This is a genomic window from Haloactinopolyspora alba (genome assembly GCF_003014555.1).
Taxonomy (GTDB): Bacteria; Actinomycetota; Actinomycetes; order Jiangellales; family Jiangellaceae; genus Haloactinopolyspora; species Haloactinopolyspora alba.
In genome coordinates this window covers 1-20,227 of the sequence record NZ_PYGE01000003.1, presented here as the reverse complement: position 1 = coordinate 20,227, position 20,227 = coordinate 1, and the positions used below count along the sequence as shown (strand labels likewise).

Sequence of the window (20,227 nt, the reverse complement as noted above, 5' to 3'; positions counted from 1 at the left end):
GCGGCCGGAAGATCCGTTGCGGTGTCATGATCGCGACCAGTACGAATTGGTCTAATCACCACGGAACGCCCTGACCGTGGTCCGACGTACGGGAGCACCATGCATCGAGACACCACGTCCGCCGGAGTCGCGCGCCGCTCACGACGCCTGCGGTTCGGACTGGGCGCGAGCGCCGTGGTCGCGCTGGTGGCGGCGGGCCTGTCACCGGCGGCGTCCGGGACTCCGCCCGCATCACACGCCCAGGACGAACCGGAGCAGCGCCGCGTCATCGTGGTGATGGACGGCGAGCCGGCCCTCGGTGCGGCCGGTGCCGACGCGATGGCCGACGGGCCGGGCGGTCTGACGCACGCCGCGGCGCGCGACCTGGCCGCCGAGGTGTCCGCGCACCGTGCCGAGCTGCGCGCCGCCCACCGTGAGCTGCTCGCCGCCGCCGCGGACGCGGGCGTGCGGGCCCGGACCCGGCACGAGTTCACCGACCTCGTCGACGCCGTCGCGATGACCGTCGCCGAGGCGGACGTGCGGCGGCTGGAGGCGCTGCCCGGCGTGGCCGACGTCGTGCCCGACGGACGGGTCCGCAGCGCCACCGACGTCAGCGTGCCGCTGGTGGGCGCGCCGGAGGTGTGGCAGCGTGCCGACGCCGACGGCACGCCCGCGCGTGGTGCCGGCACGACGGTGGCCGTCCTGGACTCGGGCATCGACTACACGAACCCGTCGCTGGGCGGCGCCTTCGGCCCCGGGAACAAGGTCGTGGCCGGGCACGACTACGTCAACGGCGACGCCGACCCGATGGACGACAACGGGCACGGCACTCACGTCGCGGGCATCATCGCCGGCGACGGTGACGTCACCGGCGTGGCACCGGACGCACGGCTCACCGCGTACAAGGTCCTGGACGCCGGCGGCGGGGGTTACGAGTCGGACGTGATCGCCGGGCTCGAGGATGCCGTGGATCCGGCGAACCCGCACCGCGCCGACGTCGTCAACCTGAGCCTGGGTAGCCCCGGAGACGGCACCGACCCGATCGGTCTCGCCGCCACCGCCGCGACCGAGGCGGGTGTGGTCGTGGTGGCCGCTGCCGGCAACGCCGGCCCCGGCGCGCACACCGTGACCAGCCCCGCGATCGCCGACGGCGTCGTGGCCGTGGGCGCGTCGGCCAGCGGACTCAGCGTGCCGTCGGCGCGGATGGTCGAGCCGCGCGAGGAGCCGATCCAGGCGTTCCGCGCGCCGTACTCCGCCTCCCCTCCGGAGCAGACGCTGACCGGCGAGCTGGTGGACGTCGGCGACGGCACGGCCGAGGACTACGACCGCGTCGGCGACGTGACCGGGAAGGTCGTCGCCTACCGCGCACGTGTACCGAGGGGCATGGCGAACGTCAGCCCGGCGCTGATCGACCAGGCACGGTTGGCCGAGGAGCGCGGAGCCATCGCGCTGCTGGCCTACAGCGGCGGCTCGAGCGGCCCGGTCGTCGCGGGCGCCGGCAGCCGCGAGCCCGTGCTGTCGGACGGCACCGAGCCCGGGACCGTCGACGTGCCGTTGCGTGGCGCCGAGTCCGGCGACAGCTTCCGGATGGACCGGATCGTGGTGATGGGCCTGCGAGCCACCCAGTGGAGCCGGCTCAGCCGAGACCTCGCCGACGGCACCGTGCGCATCGCGGTCTCGGGTGAGGATGTCACCGACCGGATCGCCGGGTTCAGCTCGCGGGGCCCGACGGACGAGTACGAGCTGAAGCCGGACCTGGTCGCTCCCGGAGTCGAGATCCGCTCGACGTGGCCGCTGGCGCAGTGGGAGCCGGGCGTGTACCGGCTGTCCGGTACCAGCATGGCCGGTCCACACGTCGCCGGCGCGGCCGCCTTGGTGCGGCAGTTGCATCCGGAGGCCACCGTCGCCGACGTGGGCTCGCGCCTGGTCGGGTCGGCGAAGGCCGTCGAAGGCGTGGGGCCGGCGACGGCCGGGGCCGGGCGGCTCGACGTGGCCGCGGCGGCGTCCGCGGACGTCGTGGCCGATCCCGCGTCGGTGTCGATGGGGCTGGCTGACCTGTCCGGTCCGCGGGTACGGGGCAGCGGCACCGTCGTGCTGCGCAACCACGGCGACGAGCCCGCCGATGTGGCGCTGGACACCCGGGCGGCCCCGGGCAGTGCCGGCACGGCGACGGTCGAGCCCGCCACTGTCCGCATCCCTGCGGGCGGCCAGGCCGAGGTGCGGGTGTCCGTGTCCGCCGCGACGCCGACGCGCGAAGCCGACCTGTCCGGCTGGGTGGTCGGCCGGGTGGGCGACGACGGCACGCGGCTGCGGGTGCCGTACCTCCTGGCGGCGCGGCCGCTGGTGGTGCGGACCTCACCCGATCCGAGCGACGGCGCGTCGGAGGCGTTCGTGTGGAGCCCGGTGCCGCTGGCCGAGCCGCCGACGTTGACGGTGACGCCGCCGAAGGGCCGTGGCTACGAGGTCACCGCCGAGCACGATCACGGCGACTGGTACCGCGCCGAGCTGACCGGCCGGCACGCCGGCGCCTACACGGTGGACGCCGCCGCGACCACGGCGGACGGGCTGGGCCTGCGCGGCAGCGGCTCGTTCGAGGTCGCCGACCCCCCGGGACCGTCGAACAGCCCGGTACGGTGGCAGCCGATCGGGCCGAACGGCGCATCGGGCCGCATCGCCACCACACCGGCCGATCCCGACGCCGCGGCGGTCACCCAGTACCTGGAGGCCGGACCGTGGACCACCGACGACCGCGGCGCCACCTGGACGCAGCACACCCGGCTGCCGGTCGCAGGCGGAACCGGCGAGATCGTGGTGGACGCCGACGACCCCGGCACCATGTGGTACGCCGTCAACGGCTCCACCGGCGGGTTCTTCGACGTCCTTCTCGACCCCACCTACACCGGCCGGGTGCTGCGCACCCACGACGGCGGCGACACGTGGAAGACGCTCGACCTGCCGGACGTGCACGTCATCGAACTGCTCAGCGACCCGGACACCGAGGTGCTGATCGCGGTGACCGCGGAGTCGCTGCTGGTCAGCCGCGACGGCGGCGACACCTGGTCGTCGTACCCCAACGCCGCGGGCAGCGAGCTCGCCGGCGCGGCCGTCGGTGGTGACGACGTGTTCCTCGCGCATCGCGACGGCGTGCTCGCCGTGCGCGGGCTGGTCTCCGGGGAGCCGACGGCGACGGAGCAGGTGTACGACGCGGGCGACGGCAGCGTCGACGGGCTCGTCGCCGACGCGCGGCTGGTGGCGGTGCTGACCGGCGACGACACCGTCGTGGGTACGCGTGACGGCGGTGCGACGTGGCGGCAGCTCTACGACGTGCCCGGCGGCGGCGCCATGGACATCGTGATGAGCGGCGCCGACGTCGTCGTGACGACCTACCGTGAGCACCAGCACGTCGGCCGGGACCACGCCCGCTCGTGGAGCACCGTCCCGGAGCCCGTGACCGGAGCGGTCGAGAACGACGTCACCGCGTGGGGCGACGGCCTGCTGTGGTCGTCGCCGGGCGCGGGGCTGTTCCGGACCGGCACCGACGGTTCCGACCCACGGCGGATCGGCGTGCAGGGCACCACGCCGTACGACCTCGAGGTCGTCGAGCGCGACGGCACGCCGACGCTGCTGGCCGGGACCGACTCGGACGTGTACGACACCGAACTGCCGTCGCGGCCCAAACTGGAGCCGGACGTCGCCGAATGGGGCCTGTCCGGGGCCGAGTCGCACACCGGGACGAGGGTCGGGCAGCTCGCGGTGTCCCAGCACGATCCCTCCACGGTGTGGAAGGTGCGCAAGGACGCGCTGTCCCACTTCTGGGTCTACCGCAGCACCGACGGCGGACAGACGTGGGACGTGCGCGGACGCACGACAGAGGTGCCGCACGACATCGCGGTCGCGCCGGCGGACCCGGACCGGGTGGTGGTGCCGTTCTGGAGCCTCCTCGGCGCCGGGCTGTACGTGACCCGCGACGGCGGCGCGACGTGGCGCAAGCTCTACCACCCGCAGGGCTTCACCGCCGTCGCCGCAGAGCCGACCGAGCCCGGCCGGCTCTGGCTGGGCAGCGAGTCCGGGCTCTACCGCAGCGACGACTTCGGGCACACGGTGCACAAGGTCGCCGACGGCCAGGTCACGGCGGTGGAGGTGTCCGGTTCGCGCGTCGTCGCCGCCGGAGCGCGGATCCGGGTGAGCACGGACGGCGGTGAGACGTTCGAGACGGCCGACAGCGGTTCGCTGCCGATGCGGGTCACCGATCTCGAGGTGTCGCCCCGCGACCGCGACGTCTGGTACGCGGCGACCGGATCGTACGCCGCGAACGGCCTGGTCAAGGGCGGCCGCGGTGTCCTGCGAAGCACGGACGGCGGGCGTAGCTGGGTGAACGTCTCCGGTGGTCTGCAGAACCTGGACGTCGTCTCGCTGCAGGCCGGCCCGGACGGGCGGTGGCTGTTCGCCGGGACCGTGAACGGAGGTGTGCACCGGGTGCGGATCCGGTGAAAGGTGTCCACCGGGGCGTCGACTCGATGCCGACTCCGCGTCACGTCCGTGGGTGAGTCTGTGCACTCGCACCCGTGAATCGGAGGTTCGTCATGAGACTCGCCCGTACCGTGCGCACGGCCGCCCTGCTGATGACCGCCCCTGCCGCCGCCGTCGCGGCGTCCGTCGTGCCCGCCGAAGCACCCTCGCAGCCCCGGCCGGGCGTTGCGGCACCGGCGGCACCGGCCGACGCGGGACCCGACGGCGTCGACGTCATCGCACACCGGGGCTCGTCCGGTGTCGCTCCGGAGAACAGCGCCGCCGCCGTCACCGCCGCGGTGCGCCAGCGTGCCGACTTCGTCGAGATCGACGTGCAGCGGACGCGGGACGGGCGACTGGTGAACTTCCACGACTGCACCATGGAGCGCACGACCGACGTGGAAGAGCGCTTCCCCGGCCGCTCCTCGTACCGGATCTCGGAGTTCACCCTGGCGGAGTTGCGCACCCTCGACTCCGGGTCGTGGTTCGACGAGCGCTTCGCCGGCGAGCCGATCATCACCGTCCGGGAGGTGATCCGCCGGCTCGGCAGGCACACCGGCCTGCTGGCCGAGATCAGCCCGTGCGGGCACTATCAGAACACCGGCCTGCCGACACAGCTGGCCACCGAGCTGAGGTCGATCCCGGACTACGTCGACGGTGCCCTCGAACGCGAGCAGTTGGCCGTCCAGTCGTTCGCGCCCGGCGACGCGCGCGAGTTCCACGACGCGCTCCCGGACGTCCCGGTGGGCGTGCTGGACGCCGAGCGTCCGACCGAAGCCGAGCTCACCGAGCTGAGCACCTGGGCCGACCAGGTCAACCCGCAGTGGACGGTGACCGACACCGACCTGGTCGAGCGGGTGCACGAGCTGGGGATGGAGATCAACGTCTGGACCGTCGACGAGCCCGGCCGGCTGCGGACGGTCCGCGATCTGGGCGTCGACGGGATCATCACCGACTACCCGCAGTCGCTGACCCTGCGCTGACCGGGTCCGGGGTGGCCCCGAGATGACCCTGAGCCGCCCCTGAACCCACCCTGAAAGCCGTATCGTTCCAGGTCAACGCGTCGTAGCGTGGTCATCGAACGCACCGGGAGGCCCGGTCGCGGACATCGACCAGAGACGCGAGGAACGTCCATGATCACGGCAGAACGACTCACCAAACGTTACGGGGACAAGACCGCCGTCGACGCGATCGACTTCACCGTCGAGCCGGGCACGGTCACTGGGTTCCTCGGGCCGAACGGCGCCGGGAAGTCCACGACGATGCGGATGGTGATGGGCCTGGACCGCCCGTCGGCCGGGTCCGTCACCGTGAACGGCCGTGCCTACCGCGACCTGCCCGCGCCGCTGCACGAGGTCGGCGCCCTGCTCGAGGCGAAGGCGATCCACGGCGGCCGTACCGCCTACAACCACCTGCTCTGGATGGCCAAGAGCAACGGGATCGCGCGCCGCCGCGTCGACGAGGTGATCGACCTGGTCGGGCTGACCGACGTGGCCAGCAAACGCTCCGGAGGGTTCTCCCTCGGCATGGGCCAGCGGCTCGGCATCGCAGCCGCGCTGCTCGGAGACCCGGGGGTGCTGCTGTTCGACGAGCCGGTCAACGGGCTCGACCCCGAGGGCATCCGGTGGATCCGCACGCTGATCCGCAGCCTGGCGGCCGAGGGCCGCACGGTGTTCGTCTCCAGCCACCTGATGTCGGAGATGGCGCTGACCGCCGATCACCTGCTCGTCGTCGGCAAGGGCCGGATCCTCGCCGACACCGACATGAACGACTTCATCGCGCGCAACTCGGCCGGCTACGTCCGGGTCCGCTCGCCGCAGGCGGGTGAGCTCGCCGAGCGGATGACCGGCCAGGGCTGGCGGGTCGAACGGGCCGACGACGGCGCGATGGCCGTGTACGGCGCCACCGCGGAAGCCATCGGTGACATCGCCGGAGCGCACGGCCTGTACCTGCACGAACTGGGCGGTGTGCAGGCGTCGCTGGAAGACGCCTTCATGCGCCTGACCGAGGACAGCGTCGAGTACCACGCCGGCGTGCCCGGCGCGGCCCACGCACCCGACAGCGCTGCCGACCAGACCCACCTGACCCCCGCCGGAGTGTGACCACCATGACCATCACCGCCACCGAGGAGCAGCGGGTACCGGCGCGGAGCGCGCCGGACCGACAGAGAACTCCGCGGGCCTCGTTCGGCCGGATCCTGGACGCCGAGTGGACGAAGATCCGTACCGTACGTTCCACGACCTGGACGTTGTCCCTGCTGTTCGTCGTCAGTGTCGGCCTCACCGGGCTGATCTGCTGGGGTGTCGCCGGTGACCTGGCGGCAGGCGGCACCGACGAGTCTCCCGGTGCGTTCGCCACCTGGGGGCTGATGTTCGGCCAGATCGCTGCGCTGGTGCTCGGCGTGATCGTCGCGTCCGCGGAGTACTCCAGCGGGATGATCCGCACGACGCTCGCTGCGTCACCACGGCGCTGGTCGGTTCTGCTGGCAAAGGCGTTCGCACTGGGCGGGTTGCTGCTGGTGCTCGGCACGGCTACCTCGGTCGCGAGCTTCCTGACCGGGAACTTCTTCCTCGGACAGGAAGGTGTCGGGCTGGCGCTCGACGACCCCGGTGTGCTCCGGACGCTGTTCGGCGGTGGCCTGTTCCTCGCCGTGCTGGGGTTGTTCGGACTCGGTCTGGGCATGCTGATGCGGCACACGGCCGGAGCCGTCACCGTAGGCATCGCGTTGATCTTCGTCCTCGGCAACCTGGTCGGCCTGGTGCCGGGAGCGCTGGGGGAGTGGCTGACGAAGCTGATGCCGGGCAACGCGGGCGGCTCGATCGCGGTGGTCGAGTCGTTCAACCCGGACCTGCTCGATCCGTGGGTCGGGTTCGCGGTCTTCAGCGGCGAGACGGCGCTGCTCCTGCTGGTGGCCGGGGTCCTGTTCTCCCGGCGGGACGCCTGACCGCAGTCAGGACGCAGGTGCGCAGGCGGTCGACGGTGCGTCGGCCGCCTGCGTCCCCGTGATCCGGACGGCGGCGACGGCGGCGTTGTCGTCCTCCCTGGTCTCGCGCAGCAGCCCGTTCGGGTCGGCGGTCAACGTGAGGCAGTAGACGCCGTCGGGCAGGTCGTCGGCCAGCGGCAGCGACTGGCCGTCGGTCTCGACGTCGTACACGTCCGCGTAGCCGACCGAGATCCCCTGGGTGCTGTCGCGGTCGCAGTCACCGTACGTCTCGGTTGCGCCGGCCCAGCGCTCGCCAGCGAGCCGGCGGCTGTCCCGCAGGCAGAAGCTCACCTTGTCGGTCGCGGCGATCGGCTCGGCGTCACCCGGTCGCGTGAGGACGTAACTGGCCGAGGCGTCGAAATGCCAGTGGTCGTGCGTCGGATGGTCCAGCATGCAGCCGGCCTCGACGCGTTTGCCGCCCGGGTCTGTTCCCCGGTCGTACGTTCCGTTGCGGTTCGCGTCGACGGCGATGACCTGGCTGGTGCGGCGTTGCCCGGTCGGGCAGCCGGGTCCGTCGCCGGGCACGGCGATCAGCGGGCCGGTGCCGACGTTGGCCAAAGCGGCGGCGAAACGCAGCTCACGCCCGCCTTCGTCGGCCGGCCGGATCTGGACGTCCTCGGCCGGCAGGCTCCGCAGGTTCGGCAGCATCGGCGGCGGCGCGCGACGCGCCCGCCTGGACGCCGCCGGGTCCGTCGCGCCGGTGCCGGAGGTCGTGGCGCCCGGCTCGTGTGTCCCGGCCGTGCCCGACGCGTTCTCCGGTGTGTCCTCAGGCGTCGCCGAGGTGCAGGCGACGAGCCCGGTGACCATTACGGCGACGAGGCCGGTGACGAGGACGAATGAGCCGGGCAGTGGTGGCCGACACGCAGTCATGCCGGACACGTACCCGCATGCGCCGGTTCGTTACGGTTCCGGCGGCGATCGGGTCAGCTGTCCGCGGTCTCGGCGACCGACTCCAGCGCGGCCGACCACGCGAGCGAGTCGGGCATGCCGGCCTCTCACGGTCACCCGACGGCGGTGGCCGCGACGGTCTGCCCGGACGACGTCGACCGCGGATCCGGGCAGCCGCACGATCCGCGCGCCAGCAGCGTCAGCGGAAAGACCTCGTGGACACCGACCGTGTCACGCCGGTCGCGCAGCAGCAGTTCGACCGCGCGCGCGGCGATGTCGGTCACCGGCTGCTTGACGGTCGCCAGCCGCGGCACGCTGTAGTCCGCCTCGGCGATGCCGTCGAAGCCGATGACGGCGACGTCGTCGGGTACGCGCAGCCCCAGATCGGCCGCGGCGCGCAGGACGCCGAAGGCCTGGTGGTCGGTGGCGGCGAACACCGCGCTGGGCGGGTTCGCACCGGACAGGAGGTCGACGGCGGACAGGTGCCCGGCGCTGCGGGTGAACGTCGTCCACCGCACGAGGTCCGCGGCCGCGTCGAGGCCGGCGTCGCCGAGAGCCTGCTTCCAGCCGGCATGGCGCTCGATGGCCGGCGCACTGTCGCGCGGCCCGAGAAGACAGGCGATGCGGCGATGCCCGTGCCGCACGAGGTGCTCGGTGGCGTTGCGGGCACCGCCGGAGTTGTCCGCCTTCACGGTGGACACCGACGGGAGCCCGGCGACGGAGTGGTCGGAGACCACGACGAGGGGGACGGCGGCGTCGTAGTTGCGGGCGAGCTCGGCGGAGGGGCGGTTGGACACGACGATCAGGCCGTCGACGCGTCGGTCCTGGAAGGTCTCGAGGTAGTTCTGCTCGCGTGCGCGGTCGCCGGAGGCGTTGCCGAGCAGCAGGGAGTAGCCGCGGCTGAAGGCGTCGTCCTCGATGGCGTGCGCGAGCTGGGCGAAGAACGGGTTGGAGTTGTCCGGCACGACGAGGCCGATGGACCAGGTCCGGCGTGACCTGAGGGCGCTGGCCACCCGGTTGGGGCGGTAGTCGAGTTCCTCGATGGCGCGCAGGACCTTCTGCCGGCTGGTGTCCGAGACAGGGCGCGGCCCGTCGTTCAGCACGTAGCTCACGACAGCCACCGACACGCCGGCGCGGTGCGCCACGTCATTGCGGTTCACCACCGAGGGCCCGCCTCCTTCTACACGAGTAAGTCACGACGTCTGGTCCAGATTCTACGGTCTCCGTTCCCTCGAGCGAGGTTTCAGCTGCGGAGTCCGTCCGCACGGTGACGGAGTGGGTTGCGTCGACCGCTCAACACGTGTAGACAATGCGATGGCCGACAGACGGAGGAAGACACATGCGGGTGGTCATCGACACCGATCCGGCGATGGGTGTGCTGGGCGGAGACCCCGAGGACGCGTTCGCGATCCTGATGGCGCTGAACGCGCCGGCGGTCGACGTCGCCGGTATCAGTGTCGTCAACGGCAACGTCCCACTGGAGCTGGCGTACGCCAACGCCAGGCATCTGCTGGATCTGCACGGCAGTTCCGGCGTGCCGCTCGCGGCGGGACCGGCGCGCGCGCTGATGCCGTACCGGAGCGAGCAGGCCGACTGGCAGGCTCGCAAGCTCGAGCTGCCGCGGCTGGCGCCTCCCGTCGACCCGCCGGCTCCGGCGAGCGCGCCGGAACTGATCGTGCGTAGCGTGCTCGACGCACCGGAACCGGTGACGCTGGTCGCCATCGGGCCGCTGACGAACGTGGCCCTGGCCCTGCTGCTGGAACCCCGTATCGCCGGCGCGGTCGAGCGGCTGGTGATCATGGGCGGCACCGGCCGTGAGCCCGGCAACGTCACGCCCGCGGCCGAGTTCAACTTCTGGTGCGATCCCGAGGCCGCGGCGGCGGTGTTCGCCGCGGACTGGCCGATCAGGCTGGTGACACTGGAGGTCTGTCACCGCGTCCGGTTCACCCGCGACGTGCTGACGCGTACGGGGGACGGCCCGCTGGCCGATTACGTGCGCGCGTCGTGCGCGCCCTGGCTGGACGCCCTGGAACGTGGCGGCGAGGCCGGCATTCCGATGTTCGACACGCTGACCATGGCCACGGTGCTCGCGCCGGAGGTCGTGACCACCAGGCCGGCGCGGGTGGAGATCGACGCCGGCCGCGGGCCGTCCCAGGGCGCCAGCGCCATCTGGTGGGACCGCGACGTCCTGGGTTGTCCGCTGGAACACACGAATGCCGACGTGGCGGTCGACGTCGACGTGCCCGGGTTCGTGAAGCTGTTCGACCAGTACGTCCTGGACCACCTGTGATGTCCGCCCGACCGCCCCGGCCGCACGCTCGGATACGGGCGCGGCGGAGTCTTGCCAACCACTGTCAACTCGTGTAGAACAGCGCGCAACTCGAGTAGCGCGACATCGGCGATCGCGCCGCCGCAGGGAGGCGGCGGCTGAGGAGGATGGCATGAGCAATCCGAGATCGACCCGCCGGATCGGGCGCAGGCTCGGTGCGATCGCGGTGACCGCGGGGATGTGCACCCTCGCGGCATGCGGTGGCGCCGGCACGGACGCCGAAGGAGGCTCCGGAGAGACCGTCACGCTGCAGTTCGTCCATCCGGAGGTGGCCGGCTCGTTCGACCCGCTGGTGAAGGCGTACGAGGCCGAGCACCCGAACGTGCGGATCGAGACCACCAACGTCCCGTTCGACCAGCTGCAGAGCACCCTGCAGTCGAGGTTGGGCCAGGGCGACACGTCCATCGACGTGTACACCGCGGACCCGTCCCGGATCCCCGGCATCGTCGCCCGTGGCCAGCTGCTCGAGATCAGCGATCTCCGCGACGAGGCCGAGGCCGCGACCATCCCGTCCGCGATGGAACCGAACATCGTCGACGGCAGTCTGTGGTCGCTGCCCATCTGGACGTCGTCGCAGTACCTCTACTACAACCCGGACCTGCTGGCCCAGGCCGGTGTCGAGCCGCCGACGAAGGACCCCGCGAAGCGCTGGACCTGGAAACAGGTCACCGACGCCGCACGGAAGGCACAGGCGGCCGGCGCCGAGCACGGACTGCTGATCGAGCAGGTCAACCGGTACTACCAGCTGCAGCCGCTGGCCGAGTCGCTCGGCGGCGGCCCCGGGCTCGAAGGCGACGACCTGCTCACGCCGAACCTGACCAACGACCCGTGGATCACCGCCATGAACTGGTACCAGGACATCCACGAGCAGGGGATCGCGCCGCGGGGCATCGCGCCGGACCAGATGGGCCCGCTGTTCTCGGCGGGCAAGGCCGCGTTCTACGTGGGCGGGCCGTGGGTGATCCCCGGCTGGAAGGAGGAGGGCGCGACCTTCGGCCTCGCGCCGCATCCGTACTTCGCCGAGGGCGAGCCCACCACGCCCACGGACTCCTGGTCCTGGGGCATCAACCCGAACTCCGAGAACGTCGAGCAGGCGAAGGAGTTCCTCCGCTGGGCGGCGCTCACCACCGAGGGCAGCCTGGCGACCATCGAGAAGATCCTGATCCCGCCGACGAACGCGAACGCTTTCGACAAGTACGTCACCCGTCTCGACGAGTCCGTCCCGGGCGTGACCGACGGTGCCGGCGACCTCATGCTGCACGAGCTGGAGAACACCGCCGTGCACCGTCCGCCGAGCCCGGGATACATCCAGTTCGAGGAGATGATGGTGAACGTCTTCGAGGACATCCGGAACGGATCCGACGTCGAGGACCGGCTGGCGAAGGCTGAGGACGAGCTGGCCACCGCCTTCTCCAGGCTGCGATGAACGCGCCGCGAACCGTGCTCGCGCGACGGTCCGAGCCGGTCGCCGGCCCCGTGGCCGGGAGCACGCACCGAGGCGCCCGCCGCAGGGCCAACCGGTCGGGCCAGCTGCTCACCGCGCTGGCCTTCCTCGCGCCGGCGCTGCTGGCGATCGTGTTCCTGCGGCTGGTGCCGGCGGCCAGCGCGGTCGTCGCGAGCTTCCAGGAGTCCGGTCTCGGCGGCGGGTCCGGATGGGCCGGATTGGAGAACTACCGCTTCCTGTTCTCCGACCCGAGCTTCGTCAACACGATCGTCGTCACCGTCGTGTTCAACCTCGTCCTCAACCCCCTCACGGTGATCCTCGCTCTCGGGGTGGCGCTGCTGCTCAGCGAGCGACTACCGGCGGCGGGCCTGTGGCGGGCACTGGTGTTCGCGCCGGTGGCGGTGCCGGTGTCCGTGTCGGGCGTGATCTGGAGCGTCGTCTACCAGCCCGACGGCCTGGCCAACGGCCTGCTCGGCATGGTCGGCCTGGGCGAGCAGCCGTTCCTGACGTCCACGACGCAGGCGCCGCCGGCCGTGATGGTCACCGTGCTCTGGGTCGCCGTCGGGTACTGGATGATCTTCCTCATCGCGGGACTCAAGGACATCCCGCGGGTGTACTACGAAGCCGCGCAGATCGACGGCGCGTCGCCCTTGCAGCAGTTCCGGCACGTGACGATCCCGCTGCTGCGCCGGCCGATGGCGTTCGTCCTGGTGGCCAACACAGTGGGGAACTTCCTGATCTTCGCGCCGATCCAGATCCTCACCAACGGCGGCCCGGAGGGGTCGACGAACCTGATCATGTTCGACATCTACCAGCTGGCCTACCGGCTCGGTGACCTGAGTCTGGCGCAGACGGAGGTCGTCCTGCTGATGCTCGTGATGCTCGCCGTCGTGGCCGTGCAGTTCAAGCTGCTGGCACCCAAGGAGTGAGAGTGCGCACCCGCATGCCAAGCACGCCCGGTGTCGTCGTCCGCACCGCGGGCGCGGTCATGGTGTCCCTCCTGTTCCTGATCCCGCTGCTGTGGGTCGTGGCCAGCTCGTTCCGGCCCGGGAACTCCGCGTTCGGATACACCTCGCCGTTCACGTTCGAGGCGTTCGTCCCGCTCGGCGGCGACGTCAGCAACTACGTCGCGCTGTTCGACGGCTACTTCGTCCGTGCCGTCGGCAACTCGCTGCTCGTCGCCGCGGCCACCGTGGTCTTCGGGCTGGTGCTGTCCGTGTTCGCCGCGTTCGCGCTGAGCGCGCTGCAGTTCCCCGGCCGCGAGGCGTTCTTCGTCGTGGTCGTGCTGAGCTTCCTCATCCCGTTCGACGCGATCGCGATCCCCATGTCGGCGCAGTTCCGTGACTGGGGGCTGGCGAACACCTACGTCGGGCTGATCCTCCCGGGGCTGGCCAACGGCTTCGCGATCTTCGTGCTGCGCCAGTTCTTCCTCGGCATACCGCGGGAACTGCTCGAGGCCGCCCGGGTCGACGGGCTGGCGTGGTGGCGCATCCTCTGGCAGGTCTACCTGCCGTTGTGCCGGCCGGCACTGGTCGGAGCGGGGCTGATGCTCTTCCTGTCGCAATGGCAGTCGTACGTGTGGCCGCTGCTGATCGGCAGCGACACCGAACACCACCTCGCCCCGATCGCGCTGGCCAACCTGCGCGGGCAGCTCGAGGTGAACTTCGGCCAGATCTTCGCCGGGTCGGTCGTGCTCACGCTGATCCCCGGACTGTTGCTGCTGACGTTCCAGCGGCACTTCACCGACTCGGTCGCCGCGACCGGGATCAAGGACTGATCGCCGATGAGTTCCGGTGGAACCGGCCTGGTCGTCGTGGGCTCGGCCAATCGCGACCACATCACGTCGGTCCCGGCCGTTCCGGTGGCCGGGCAGACCGTGCTGGGCAGCGACCCGATCGTCCGGCTCGGCGGCAAGGGGATGAACCAGGCCGTCGCGGCGTCGCTGCTCGGTGCCCGGGTGGACTTCGTCGGCGCGGTGGGCGCGGACGACGCCGGCTCGCGGATCACGGAGGGGTTGCGTGAGCACGGCATCGGCATCGATGGCCTGCGGGTGGCCGACGGTGTGCCGTCCGGCGCGGCCTACGTCACCGTCGGGCCGGACGGCGACAACAGCATCGTGGTGGCGCCCGGAGCCAACCTCACCGTCGACGCGGACCGGGCGCGCAGTGCCCTGGCGGACTCGCCGGCCGCCGTCGTCGTGTGCCAGCTCGAGATCCCGGTGAACACGGTCGAGGCGGTCGCCGCGTCGTGCGCGGAGTCGGGACGGCGGTTCGTGCTCAACCTGGCGCCGTTCACCGTCGTGCCCGGCGACGTGCTGGCGGTAGCCGATCCACTCGTGGTGAACGTGCACGAGGCGCGAGCGCTCGCGCGCGAGGTCACCGCCGACGACGCCACGGACGACGGGGCCACCGGCGACGCGGCCGGTGCCGGAGCGCTGGCGGCGGGCCTGTGCCGGTGGTGCCGCAGCGTCGTCGTCACGTCCGGTCCGGGCGGCGCCGTCGTGGCCGCGGGCACCGCCGTCACCCGGCATCCGGCCACTGCTGCGGACGCCGTCGACACCACCGGTGCCGGGGACGCGTTCGTCGGTGCCCTCGCCGCCGCCCTCACGTCCGGAGCCGACCTGCCCGCGGCGGCCGACCTGGCGGTGGCGATGTCGTCGGCCACCGTCACCCGCCGTGGCGCCCAGTCGTCCTACCCCGATGCGGCGCGCAGCGCCCGCACCGGCTGAAGGGAGAGCATCGTGAGCGTCCCCGTCGTCACGGTCACCGACCTGTACCACCCGCCCGAGGACCCGGGCGACAACGTCGACCTGATCATGGGATACGGCCTCGACGAGGTCGACCTGCGCGCGGTGATCCTCGACGCGCTCGACGAGAAGCGGCACCTCGTCGACGGCGGGGTCCCCGGGTATCCGGGCCCGCGTGATCCCGGCATCGTCCCGGTCACGCAGCTCAACGCGGTGTACGGGCACAATGTGCCGTTCGCGACGTCGCCGTTCACCCGGATGCGCACGCCGTACGACACGATGACCGAGGTCCCGGCCTTCCAGCAGGCGGGCATCGACCTGCTGCTCGACACCCTGCAGCGCAGCGACGAGAAGGTGCACGTGCTCTCGTTCGGCTCGGCACGCCCGATAGCGGTGGCGTACAACCGCGAGCCGGAGCTGGTCGCCGCGAAGGTGGCACGGGTGCACCTGTGCGGCGGGACCAGCACGCCGACCTACCTCGAGTGGAACGTCCTGCAGGACCCGCAGGCGATGATCCGGCTGGTGAGCACCGACCTGCCGATCGCGCTGTACCCGTGCGCGACCGAGGAGAGCTGCTACGCCCACGACCGGCACAACACCTTCTACCGGCTGCACGACATGCGCTGGATCGAGGGCATGCACCCGGCGCTGCGCCGCTATCTCGGCTACGCGCTGGGCCGGCTCACCCGGCCGGACTACCTCCGCGTCCTCGACGAGGACCTGCCGGACGAGGTCATGGAGCCCGTCTACGCGCGCAGCCACGACGTCTGGGAGACGGCCGTCTGGGTGAGCGTCACCGGCCGGCGGATCGTGCGCCGCCCCGACGGAACGCACCGGATCGTCCGGGGTGACGACGTCGGCCCCGGCGACGTGGAGATCCGCAACGAGCAGCTGCCGTGCCGGGCGTGGCCGCACGAGTCCGGCCTGTACTCCTTCGAACCGACCGACGAGCCGACGCCCACCAGCGTGTTCGTCCGCGACGACCCGGCGGAGTACGAGCGGGCCATGAACGAGGCGACTCCGGCGCTGTTCCAGTCCTTCCGGCCACCCGAACCGTGGCACGGCGACGTCCGCACCGACGACAGGGAGATGACGAGATGACACGCGACTTCCCGCGGCGCACGGTCCGCACGGCCGTCGCCGCCTGTGCGGCGGCGCTGCTCGCCGGCACCATGGCCGCACCCGCGTCGGCCGAGGTGGTCTGGGACCCGGACACCCTCGGCGTGCGCTACGACCCGCCCGAGGGCTTCTACAGCTACGCGCCGTCGGTGGTCCGCGACGGCGACACCACCTGGATCTGGAGCTGCCACAACGACGAGCACCGGGTGATCAAGGACCACATCTACGCCACGAAGATCGTCGACGGCGAGGTCGTGTCGTCCGAGTCGGTGCTGCAGGCGAGCCCGGCGCCGGCGTGGGACAGCTTCCACGTCTGCGACCCGAGCGTGGTCCGCGGACGCTTCCGGCACGACGGCGAGACCTACCCGTACGCGATGTTCTATCTGGGCAACGATCTGGATGCCAGCGCGCACAACCAGATCGGCGTCGCGTTCGCGCGCCGTCCCGAAGGGCCGTGGGTGAAGCGCCCTGAGCCGGTCGTGACGTTCGACCGTACCGATCAGTGGGGCGTCGGCCAGCCCAGCGCGGTGACCCTCACGCCTGGCAGCGGCCGGGTGGTGCTGTTCTACACGCGCGGCGACACGTCGACGCGGGCCTATCAGCGGGTGCTGAACCTCGGCCGCACCGGAGGGATACGGGTGTCCGAGCCGGTCCGGCTCAGCACCGACGGCCTCACCGGGCACGACGGCTCGCCGGACTGGCTCAACGGCTACGACGTCGCCTTCCACCCGCGTGAGCGGCGCTTCTACGTCGTGCGCGAACAGCATCCCTACCCGGCCGAGGGGGACAATCCGTGGTGGATCGGCCCCAGCGTCCAGGTGGCGAGCATCGACGCGCACAGCGTCTTCCACGGCGGTGGCCGGTGGCGTGAGGAGGCGGTGATCGACCACGCGCTGACCGGGCTCGACCGCAACCACAACGCGGGGATCACCAGGTCGTGGTCCGGCCGGTTGCCGGACCCGCCGAGGCTCGAGACCGTGTTCACCGACAGTTGTTCCGGCGACACGTGCGACTCGTTGTTCGAGTACGACCTGTGGTCGGTCAGCGGGACCATCCGGTGATCACATCGGCTGGGCCGGTCGCAGGGGTGTCGCGTTACCCTTGCCTGAGACATCCGAGTTCTGCCGACACCCTGAGGACCCAGCGACGTGTTCGCCACGCTCTCCGATCGCCTCACGGCGACCTTCAAGAACCTCCGCGGCAAGGGGCGCTTGTCCGAGGCCGACATCGACGCCACGGCGCGCGAGATCCGCGTCGCGCTGCTCGAGGCCGACGTCGCCCTTCCCGTGGTCAAGGACTTCATCGCGGCCGTCAAGGAGCGTGCTCGCGGTGCCGAGGTCTCCGAGGCCCTGAACCCGGCCCAGCAGGTCATCAAGATCGTCAACGACGAGCTGGTGCAGATCCTCGGTGGCGAGACGCGCCGGCTGCGGTTCGCGAAGCAGCCGCCGACGGTCATCATGCTCGCCGGGCTGCAGGGCGCCGGTAAGACGACGCTCGCGGGCAAACTCGCCCTCTGGCTGAAGGACCAGGGCAAGCAGCCGCTGCTGGTCGCCTCCGACCTGCAGCGCCCCAACGCCGTCACCCAGCTGCAGGTCGTCGGCGAACGCGCCGGCGTGCCGGTGTGGGCGCCGGAGCCGGGCAACGGCGTCGGCGACCCGGTGGGGGTCGCGCGCAGCGGTGTCGAGCAGGCGAAGAAGCAGCTGCACGACGTCGTCATCGTCGACACCGCCGGCCGGCTGGGCGTCGACGAGGAGATGATGCGCCAGGCCGCCGACATCCGCGACGCGGTGTCGCCGGACGAGACGCTGTTCGTCGTCGACGCGATGATCGGCCAGGACGCCGTCAGCACCGCCAACGCGTTCGTCGAGGGCGTGGGCTTCGACGGCGTCGTGCTGACCAAGCTCGACGGCGACGCGCGGGGCGGCGCCGCGCTGTCGGTCGCGTCGGTCACCGGGCGGCCGGTGATGTTCGCCTCCGCGGGCGAGAAGCTCAGCGACTTCGACGTGTTCCACCCGGAACGCATGGCTTCGCGCATCCTCGACCTTGGCGACATGCTCACCCTGATCGAGCAGGCCGAGAAGGCGTTCGACGCCTCGCAGGCCGAAGAGATGGCCCGCAAGCTCCAGGGCAAGGGCGGCAAGGACTTCACCTTTGACGACTTCCTGCAGCAGATGCAGGCGGTGAAGAAGATGGGCTCGCTCAAGAGCCTGCTCGGCATGCTCCCGGGTGCGGGCCAGATGCGCGAGGCGCTGGACTCGTTCGACGAGCGTGAGCTCGACCGCGTCCAGGCCATCATCCACTCGATGACGCCGGCGGAGCGCGAGAACCCGAAGATCATCAACGGGTCTCGGCGGGCGCGCATCGCCAAGGGGTCGGGCACCCAGGTCAGCGACATCAACCAGCTGGTCGAGCGGTTCTTCATGGCACGCGACATGATGAGCCAGGCCGCGAAGGGCGGCGGCATGCCGGGAATGCCGGGCGGCGGCGGCATGCCCGGCGCTCCCGGCGCCGGCGGCCTGCCCGCTCCGGGCGGCAAGAAGAGCAAGGGCAAGCAGCCGAAGCAGAGCAAGAAGGGCAAGCGCGGCGCCCGGTCGGGCAACCCCGCCAAGCGCGCGGCGCAGCTCGCGGCCGCCGAGGACAAGCGCAACCAGGAGCCACAGCAGGGGCAGCTACCGTCCGCCTTCGGCGGCGACCAGTCCGGCGGTGGCGACTTCGAGCTACCCGACGACGTCGCCGAGTTCCTGAAGAAGCGCTGATCGCCAGTGCCGGTGCGTCACCTGATCGCCGGTTTGTCACCTGATCGTCTTTCGCGGATGGATCAGGTGACGAAACTGCGCCCATGGAGCGCCGTTTGTCACCTGATCGCGTCTCACGACGTGGCTACCGAACGATCAGGTGACCAAGAGCCGGGATTGGGCGACGGTTCGTCACCTGATCCTTTCGGCGCCACCTGCGGGGCCACGTTCGGCGCCACCAGCGGCCGACGTCACCGGGCCAGAGGTCGCCGGTGAACGAGCCGATCCACGTCCGCGGGGTCGTCCTGCCGGATGAAGAACACCGTGACCTGTGGATCCGCGACGGCCACGTCACGTACGAGCCGGTGCCCGGCGCGACCACCGTCGGCACCGGCTGGGTCCTGCCCGGGCTGGTCGACCTGCACTGTCACGTCGGCCTGGACGCCAACGGCGCGGTGCCCGACGACGAGGCCGAGCAGCAGGCGCTGGCCGACCGCGCCGCGGGCGTCCTGCTGTTGCGTGACGCCGGTTCGGCGGCCGACACCCGCTGGGTCGACGACCGCGACGACCTGCCGCGTATCGTCCGCGCCGGCCGGCACATCGCCAGGACCCGCCGCTACATCCGCAACTACGGCTGGGAGATCGAGCCGGACGAGCTCGTCGCCTACGTCGAGCAGGAGGCCAAGCGCGGCGACGGCTGGGTCAAGCTGGTCGGCGACTGGATCGATCGCGAACGTGGCGACCTGGGGCCGTGCTGGCCGCGCGAGGCCCTGGACGCGGCCATCACACGCGCCCACGAGCTCGGTGCCCGGGTGACCGCGCACGTGTTCGGCGAGGAGGCCCTGCCGGACCTGCTGGGTGCCGGCATCGACGGCATCGAGCACGGCACCGGACTGTCCGACGACCTGATCGCCGGGATGGCCGAACGCGGCGTCTCCATGGTTCCCACGCTGGTGAACATCGCGAACTTCCCGATGTACGCCGACCAGGGCATGGCCAAGTTTCCCGCGTACGCGCAGCACATGCGGGCGTTGCACGAGCGCCGGTACGACAACGTGCGCAACGCGTTCGACGCGGGTGTGCCGGTGTTCGCCGGCACGGACGCCGGAGGCGTGCTGGCGCACGGCATGCTGGGCCGAGAGGTGCTGGAGTTCGTGGCCGCAGGCATCCCGGCCGCCGAGGCCGTCGCCGCCGCGTCGTGGCGGGCGCGTGCCTACCTGCTGGGCGGCACCGGGACCCTGACCGAGGGCGCCGCGGCCGACCTGTGCGTCTACGCCGCCGACCCGCGCGTGGACCCCCGGACGCTGCTGGAGCCGACCCGGATCGTCCTCCGCGGCCGCGTCATGCGCTGACCCGCCGCGGGCCCCGGAATGATCACGTTCCGCATGGAATTCCATGCGGAACGTGATCTCTCTGGGAGGGTTGTGTGTGCCGGGTGCTGCTCGACGGGGTGGCCCTGGGTGATCACCGGGTGACTCGAACGTGATCTGCCTGC

15 protein-coding genes are annotated in these 20,227 nt (G+C 71.5%); 13 read left to right on the top strand and 2 right to left on the bottom strand.

Annotated features, from left to right (window positions below; genetic code table 11):
- Positions 1 to 99 precede the first annotated feature (99 nt).
- The 4 genes from CLV30_RS27495 to CLV30_RS04950 all read left to right on the top strand — a co-directional run bounded on the left by CLV30_RS27495 (position 100) and on the right by CLV30_RS04950 (position 7,432).
- Complete coding sequence (locus CLV30_RS27495) at positions 100 to 4,470, top strand: S8 family serine peptidase (RefSeq protein ID WP_106536107.1); 4,371 nt, start codon at positions 100 to 102, stop codon at positions 4,468 to 4,470.
- A gap of 92 nt (positions 4,471 to 4,562) precedes the next feature.
- Positions 4,563 to 5,471: a glycerophosphodiester phosphodiesterase gene (locus tag CLV30_RS04960; protein ID WP_205740659.1), complete on the top strand. Its 909-nt coding sequence runs from the start codon at positions 4,563 to 4,565 to the stop codon at positions 5,469 to 5,471.
- A gap of 150 nt (positions 5,472 to 5,621) precedes the next feature.
- A complete protein-coding gene (locus tag CLV30_RS04955; RefSeq protein ID WP_106536106.1) occupies positions 5,622 to 6,590 on the top strand; it encodes an ABC transporter ATP-binding protein in 969 nt (322 codons plus the stop codon).
- A gap of 5 nt (positions 6,591 to 6,595) precedes the next feature.
- Positions 6,596 to 7,432, top strand: coding sequence for an ABC-2 transporter permease (locus tag CLV30_RS04950; protein WP_106536375.1), 837 nt, complete (start codon positions 6,596 to 6,598; stop codon positions 7,430 to 7,432).
- Positions 7,433 to 7,438: 6 nt separating this feature from the next.
- Here CLV30_RS04950 and CLV30_RS04945 read toward each other — a convergent pair whose 3' ends face one another.
- Together CLV30_RS04945 and CLV30_RS04940 are read right to left on the bottom strand one after the other, a co-directional pair.
- On the bottom strand, positions 7,439 to 8,341 hold the full coding sequence (locus CLV30_RS04945; protein WP_129710934.1) for a lysyl oxidase family protein: 903 nt from the start codon (positions 8,339 to 8,341) through the stop codon (positions 7,439 to 7,441).
- A 131-nt stretch (positions 8,342 to 8,472) separates the two neighbouring features.
- Positions 8,473 to 9,522: a LacI family DNA-binding transcriptional regulator gene (locus CLV30_RS04940; protein ID WP_106536104.1), complete on the bottom strand. Its 1,050-nt coding sequence runs from the start codon at positions 9,520 to 9,522 to the stop codon at positions 8,473 to 8,475.
- 176 nt (positions 9,523 to 9,698) lie between these two features.
- Here CLV30_RS04940 and CLV30_RS04935 point away from each other — a divergent pair, with 176 nt between their 5' ends.
- The 9 genes from CLV30_RS04935 (at position 9,699) to CLV30_RS04895 (ending at position 20,084) form a co-directional block, all read left to right on the top strand.
- Positions 9,699 to 10,649 carry a nucleoside hydrolase gene (locus CLV30_RS04935; RefSeq protein WP_165358530.1) on the top strand — a complete coding sequence of 317 codons (951 nt, stop codon included), beginning with the start codon at positions 9,699 to 9,701 and terminating at the stop codon, positions 10,647 to 10,649.
- Positions 10,650 to 10,800: 151 nt separating this feature from the next.
- Entirely contained in the window at positions 10,801 to 12,114 is a 1,314-nt protein-coding gene (locus tag CLV30_RS04930) for an ABC transporter substrate-binding protein (protein WP_106536102.1), read from the top strand.
- A complete protein-coding gene (locus CLV30_RS04925) occupies positions 12,111 to 13,061 on the top strand; it encodes a carbohydrate ABC transporter permease (RefSeq protein ID WP_106536101.1) in 951 nt (316 codons plus the stop codon). The genes CLV30_RS04930 and CLV30_RS04925 overlap by 4 nt, the downstream gene beginning before the upstream one ends.
- Positions 13,062 to 13,075: 14 nt before the next feature.
- Positions 13,076 to 13,909, top strand: a complete 834-nt coding sequence (locus CLV30_RS04920; RefSeq protein WP_129710935.1) for a carbohydrate ABC transporter permease — start codon at positions 13,076 to 13,078, stop codon at positions 13,907 to 13,909.
- Between the two features lie 6 nt (positions 13,910 to 13,915).
- A complete protein-coding gene (locus CLV30_RS04915) occupies positions 13,916 to 14,860 on the top strand; it encodes a ribokinase (RefSeq protein WP_106536099.1) in 945 nt (314 codons plus the stop codon).
- A gap of 12 nt (positions 14,861 to 14,872) precedes the next feature.
- Positions 14,873 to 15,979 carry a nucleoside hydrolase gene (locus CLV30_RS04910; protein WP_106536098.1) on the top strand — a complete coding sequence of 369 codons (1,107 nt, stop codon included), beginning with the start codon at positions 14,873 to 14,875 and terminating at the stop codon, positions 15,977 to 15,979.
- Entirely contained in the window at positions 15,976 to 17,058 is a 1,083-nt protein-coding gene (locus tag CLV30_RS04905; protein WP_106536097.1) for a glycoside hydrolase family protein, read from the top strand. Before CLV30_RS04910 ends, CLV30_RS04905 begins: the two co-directional genes overlap by 4 nt.
- 87 nt (positions 17,059 to 17,145) lie before the next feature.
- A complete protein-coding gene (ffh, locus tag CLV30_RS04900; protein WP_106536096.1) occupies positions 17,146 to 18,753 on the top strand; it encodes a signal recognition particle protein in 1,608 nt (535 codons plus the stop codon).
- Between the two features lie 251 nt (positions 18,754 to 19,004).
- Complete coding sequence (locus CLV30_RS04895) at positions 19,005 to 20,084, top strand: amidohydrolase family protein (protein WP_106536095.1); 1,080 nt, start codon at positions 19,005 to 19,007, stop codon at positions 20,082 to 20,084.
- Positions 20,085 to 20,227 lie beyond the last annotated feature (143 nt).

What these genes read in the sequence shown, in the direction of transcription:
- CLV30_RS27495 (WP_106536107.1), top strand. Translation starts at nt 100, where the DNA reads ATGCATCGAGACACCACGTCCGCCGGAGTCGCGCGCCGCTCACGACGC.
- CLV30_RS04920 (WP_129710935.1), top strand. Translation starts at nt 13,076, where the DNA reads ATGCCAAGCACGCCCGGTGTCGTCGTCCGCACCGCGGGCGCGGTCATG.
- CLV30_RS04915 (WP_106536099.1), top strand. Translation starts at nt 13,916, where the DNA reads ATGAGTTCCGGTGGAACCGGCCTGGTCGTCGTGGGCTCGGCCAATCGC.
- CLV30_RS04955 (WP_106536106.1), top strand. Translation starts at nt 5,622, where the DNA reads ATGATCACGGCAGAACGACTCACCAAACGTTACGGGGACAAGACCGCC.
- CLV30_RS04925 (WP_106536101.1), top strand. Translation starts at nt 12,111, where the DNA reads ATGAACGCGCCGCGAACCGTGCTCGCGCGACGGTCCGAGCCGGTCGCC.
- CLV30_RS04950 (WP_106536375.1), top strand. Translation starts at nt 6,596, where the DNA reads ATGACCATCACCGCCACCGAGGAGCAGCGGGTACCGGCGCGGAGCGCG.
- CLV30_RS04930 (WP_106536102.1), top strand. Translation starts at nt 10,801, where the DNA reads ATGAGCAATCCGAGATCGACCCGCCGGATCGGGCGCAGGCTCGGTGCG.
- CLV30_RS04945 (WP_129710934.1), bottom strand. Translation starts at nt 8,341, where the DNA reads ATGACTGCGTGTCGGCCACCACTGCCCGGCTCATTCGTCCTCGTCACC.
- CLV30_RS04905 (WP_106536097.1), top strand. Translation starts at nt 15,976, where the DNA reads ATGACACGCGACTTCCCGCGGCGCACGGTCCGCACGGCCGTCGCCGCC.
- CLV30_RS04935 (WP_165358530.1), top strand. Translation starts at nt 9,699, where the DNA reads ATGCGGGTGGTCATCGACACCGATCCGGCGATGGGTGTGCTGGGCGGA.
- CLV30_RS04960 (WP_205740659.1), top strand. Translation starts at nt 4,563, where the DNA reads ATGAGACTCGCCCGTACCGTGCGCACGGCCGCCCTGCTGATGACCGCC.